General features: G+C 65.7%; 4 protein-coding genes and 1 pseudogene. 4 read left to right on the top strand and 1 reads right to left on the bottom strand.

Annotated elements, in window-relative coordinates; genetic code table 11:
- Both ACIGKQ_RS25175 and ACIGKQ_RS25170 read left to right on the top strand, forming a co-directional pair.
- A pseudogene (locus ACIGKQ_RS25175) lies at window positions 1-482 on the top strand (hypothetical protein); the annotation flags it as partial.
- Window positions 479-1,120 (top strand): DUF305 domain-containing protein, encoded by a 642-nt coding sequence (locus ACIGKQ_RS25170; RefSeq protein WP_287015871.1) that lies wholly within the window; start codon window positions 479-481, stop codon window positions 1,118-1,120. The pseudogene ACIGKQ_RS25175 and the gene ACIGKQ_RS25170, both read left to right, overlap by 4 nt.
- Window positions 1,121-1,132: 12 nt before the next feature.
- Here ACIGKQ_RS25170 and ACIGKQ_RS25165 read toward each other — a convergent pair whose 3' ends face one another.
- Window positions 1,133-1,978, bottom strand: a complete 846-nt coding sequence (locus ACIGKQ_RS25165) for a crotonase/enoyl-CoA hydratase family protein (protein WP_396575172.1) — start codon at window positions 1,976-1,978, stop codon at window positions 1,133-1,135.
- A gap of 205 nt (window positions 1,979-2,183) precedes the next feature.
- On the opposite strand from ACIGKQ_RS25165, the gene ACIGKQ_RS25160 reads away from it, so the two are divergent.
- The gene (locus tag ACIGKQ_RS25160) at window positions 2,184-2,609 is read left to right on the top strand and encodes a YciI family protein (RefSeq protein WP_396575171.1); all 426 of its coding nucleotides are present in this window, start codon (window positions 2,184-2,186) and stop codon (window positions 2,607-2,609) included.
- Window positions 2,582-3,838, top strand: coding sequence for an RNA polymerase sigma factor (locus tag ACIGKQ_RS25155; protein WP_396575170.1), 1,257 nt, complete (start codon window positions 2,582-2,584; stop codon window positions 3,836-3,838). The genes ACIGKQ_RS25160 and ACIGKQ_RS25155 overlap by 28 nt, the downstream gene beginning before the upstream one ends.
- Window positions 3,839-4,091 lie beyond the last annotated feature (253 nt).

Raw genomic sequence — 4,091 nt, 5'->3', positions numbered from 1 at the left:
CGCCCCATCACGAAACTCCCGGTCGTACTTCTTCCGCTTCTCTGGCATCGTGCTCCTCATTATCGATGCCTCTACGGTTCGGGGGGAACCTCAAGTCGTCGGGCATTCGCGTGTTCGACATCCAGAACATCAAGAAGATCAAGGAGATCGGCTACTTCAATCCGCCGGCCCAGAAGAACGCGACCGTCGTCGACCTACCCAACTCTCCTCATGTGTTGGCGTCGGCGTCGGGTGTGCCCGCCGTCGAGTTTCTCAGCCTGGGCATGTCGATCCTGAATGGGAAGGTCCGGTTCGAGGAGATGATCGGGCCGCGCACAGGCATGCTGGTCGGCGGCGACATGGCCACCGACTGGTGCTTCTCACCACCGGAGTGGCGCGGCAATCAAATCTGGACCACCTGCGCCGACGGCGGTTTCTATGCCATGACGTTGAGCCCCCGGGTGTACACCCCGCCGCCCGACCAGGACTCGTATCTCGGATGAGTTCTGCGGTACGGATCGTCGGCGCCCTGGGCGTCGCCTCACTGCTGGTCGTGGTGGGTGTGGTGTTCGGCATGGCCTGGCAAACCCACCGTGATTCCGACGCACAGCCACCGGCGCCGAGCGTCGTCGATGTGGGCTTCGCCCAGGACATGTCGACACACCACGATCAGGCGATTCTCATGTGCACCAGCCTGTCCCATGATGTGGCCCCGCGGATTCGCGGACTCGCCGACCGCATGACGGCTGCGCAGGCCGCGGAAGTCGCCACCATGCGCGGCTGGCTGACCTGGTTCTCACTGCCCGTGACCACCGAGCACCCGATGTCCTGGATGGCCACGACCGACGGGCACTCCCACGCGCCGACCGCCGACGCACCGCCGATGCCCGGCATGGCCAGCATCGACGAACTGGACCGACTGGCCGCCGCACACGGCCGCGACGCGGAGATTCTGTTCCTGCAGTTGATGATCCGACATCATCGTGGAGGGCTGGATATGGCCCAGGCGGCATACAACGACCCTCGGTCGAGCTCGCCGACCAAACAGCTCGCGCTCACCATGATCGGGGAGCAGGGCGACGAGATCGGCCAGATGACACTAATGCTGCGGGAGCGTGACGCACAGCCCCTGCCGACGTGACACCCCGAGCCGTCAGAAGATGTCCGGCAGGTCTGTGGAGACGCGGTCGGAGAAGGTGGCGGGCCGCTTCTCCAAGAACGAGGTGACGCCCTCGGCGACATCGTCCATGGTGCCGCGGTAATAGATCGCCTTGGAGTCGGCGCGATGGGCGTCCCACGGGCTGGGCGCGCCGGCCATCCGCCACAGCAGTTGCCTGGTCAATGCCACCGAGACCGGGGCCGTCGTCGACGTCATCTCACGCGCCGTGGCGATCGCCGTGGAGAGCACCTCGTCCTTGGGCACCACCTGCTGCACCAGCCCCCGCTCATGCGCCTCGGCGACGGGCACCATCTTGGCTCCCATCGTCCACTGCAGGGCCGTCGGCAGTCCGACCAATTTCGGCAGGAACCACGTCGAGGCCGCCTCGGGCACCAATCCTCGTTGGGCGAAGACGAAACCGAACTTCGCGTCGTCGGAGGCGATGCGAACGTCGGCGGGCAAGGTCATGGTCACCCCGACGCCGGCGGCCGCACCATTGACGGCGATCACCACCGGTTTGAGTGATTCGAAGATGCGCAGTGTGACCTGCCCGCCCATGTCACGGGGCACCTCACCCGGTTCCTGCTGTTCGAGTTCGAACGTGGTGGCGCCGCCAGCGAGGTCGGCGCCGGCGCAGAAGGCACGGCCGGTTCCGGTGATCACCACGGCCCGCACCGTGTCGTCGGCGTCGGTCTCGTCGAAGACCGCGATCAGTTCTTCACCCATCTGGTGGGTGAAGGCGTTGAGCCGGTCGGGCCGGTTGAGGCGGATGATCGCGACGTCGTCGTCGCGTTCGAGGACGATGTGCTGATCGGCGGTCTGCTCGGTCTGAGAGGTCACCGCTTCAACGTACTCGACGACCGAGCGATCGTTCGTGAAGTCTCGGGAATGAGGCCCCCACTCGACCCGACGGCCTCTGCGGACGGCTGTCGAGAAATTATTCTGGGCGCAGTGTCGATCTGCGCTCGTCTCGTTCGACGTAGTGGTGAGGGGCATCGAGAGAGCCCTGATTCCCGAGAGATGTTCACCAGAGAAAGGCAAGACCATGAAGTACATGCTGATCATGCGCTCCACCGCCGAAGCCGAAGCCGCAGCCGCCGATGTCGACTTCACCGAGATCATCAACGCCATGGGCCGCTACAACGAGGAGATGATCAACGCCGGGGTGCTGTTGGCGGGCGAGGGACTCACCGATGCGTCGGAGGGTTTTGTGGTGAGCTTCTCCGCCGACGAGGACCCCCTGGTCACCGACGGCCCCTACGGCGAGGTCCACGAGCTGTTCAACGGCTTCTGGATTCTCCAGGTCTCCAGCAAGGAGGAGGCCGCGCAGTGGGCGAAGAAGGCCCCACTCGGCCCGGGCGTGAAACTCGAGGTGCGACGCGTGAGCGATGAAACCGACTTCGAGGAGTACTCCGACAACGAGTACGTCCAAAAGGAGAAGGGGTGGCGCGAACAGCTCGGAACCGCGTGACCGATCCCGAGATCCGACGCACGATCGATGCGGTGTGGCGCATCGAGGGCAGTCGTGTGGTGGCGACCCTGGCCCGCATCGTGGGTGACGTCGGTCTCGCCGAGGATCTCGCTCAGGAGGCGATCGCCGAGGCACTGGAGACGTGGCCGGGCGCCGGCGTTCCGCGCAACGCCGGCGCCTGGCTGACCTCGGTGGCCAAGCGGCGGGCCATCGACGGGTGGCGCAGGCAGGAACGGCTCGACGAGCGTTATCAGATGATCGCCCGCGACCTCTCCGAAGTCGACGACGACGAATGGGTGCCCGTCCGCGACGACGTGCTGAAGCTGGTGTTCGTCGCATGTCATCCGGTCCTGAAGCGGGACGCGCAGGTGGCGCTCACACTGCGGGTGGTCGGCGGCCTGAGTTCTGAGGAACTCTCCCGGTTGTTCCTCACCTCGGTCCCGACGATCCAGCAGCGGATCGTGCGCGCCAAGAAGACGTTGTCGGCGGCCCAGGTGCCCTACGAGGTGCCCGACCCGGCGCAGTGGCCGCAACGGCTCAACAGTGTGCTCGGGGTCATCTACCTCATCTTCACCGAGGGATACGCCGCCACCGCGGGCGATAGCTGGATGCGGCAGGATCTGGCGGCGGAGGCCCTGCGGTTGGGCCGGGTGCTCGCCGCGCTGGTGCCGCGGGAACCGGAGGTGCACGGCCTCATCGCGTTGATGGAACTGCAGTCGTCACGATTCGCTGCGCGGCTCGATGCCGATGGCCGTCCGGTCCTGCTCGCCGACCAGGATCGTCGCCGGTGGGATCGTGGTCAGATCTCCCGTGGGCTCGCGGCGCTCGACCGCGTCGACGCGCTCGGTCGGGGTCGCGGACCGTACTCGCTGCAGGCGGCGATCGCGGCCTGCCACTCACGCGCAACCAACGTCGAGGCCACCGACTGGTCGCGGATCGTGATCCTGTACGAGGCGCTCGAGCAGTTGACCGGCAATCCGGTGGTCACGTTGAACAAGGTCGTCGCGGTGTCGATGGCAGCTAGCGCACACGACGCACTCACAATGCTCGACGCGGACGTCGATGTGACGAAGCTGGCCGGTTCCCATCTGGTGCCGAGTGTGCGCGGCGAGTTGCTCGCGCAGTTGGGCCGGACCGAGGAGGCACGAGCCGAGCTGCGCCGGGCCTGCGAACTGGCCACCAACGGCGCTCAACGTCGGGTGCTGGAGGACAAGATCGCGGCGTTGTGACTGGTGTTCGAACCCGGGTCGAGTAGGCCTGCAGCTCATCCGCTGATCGAGTAGGCCGAGCCGCTAGGCGAGGGCGTATCGAGATCGCTTGCAGCTCACGTGGTCTCGATACGCCGCTCGCCTAGGAGACTGCTGAATAATTGGGGGTGGATTCCGGTGCGGGAATGCGCTGGTTTTGGCCGCCGTGCTGGGATCCTGAGGTTATGCAGGGTGAGTCGGATCGCCAGGGTGAGTTTCTGGATGTGAACTCAGT

Source organism: Gordonia sp. NPDC062954, assembly GCF_044543825.1.
Classification (GTDB): domain Bacteria; phylum Actinomycetota; class Actinomycetes; order Mycobacteriales; family Mycobacteriaceae; genus Gordonia; species Gordonia tangerina.
The sequence above is the reverse complement of the archived record's forward strand: the minus strand, read 5'-3'. Positions and strand labels throughout refer to the sequence as shown.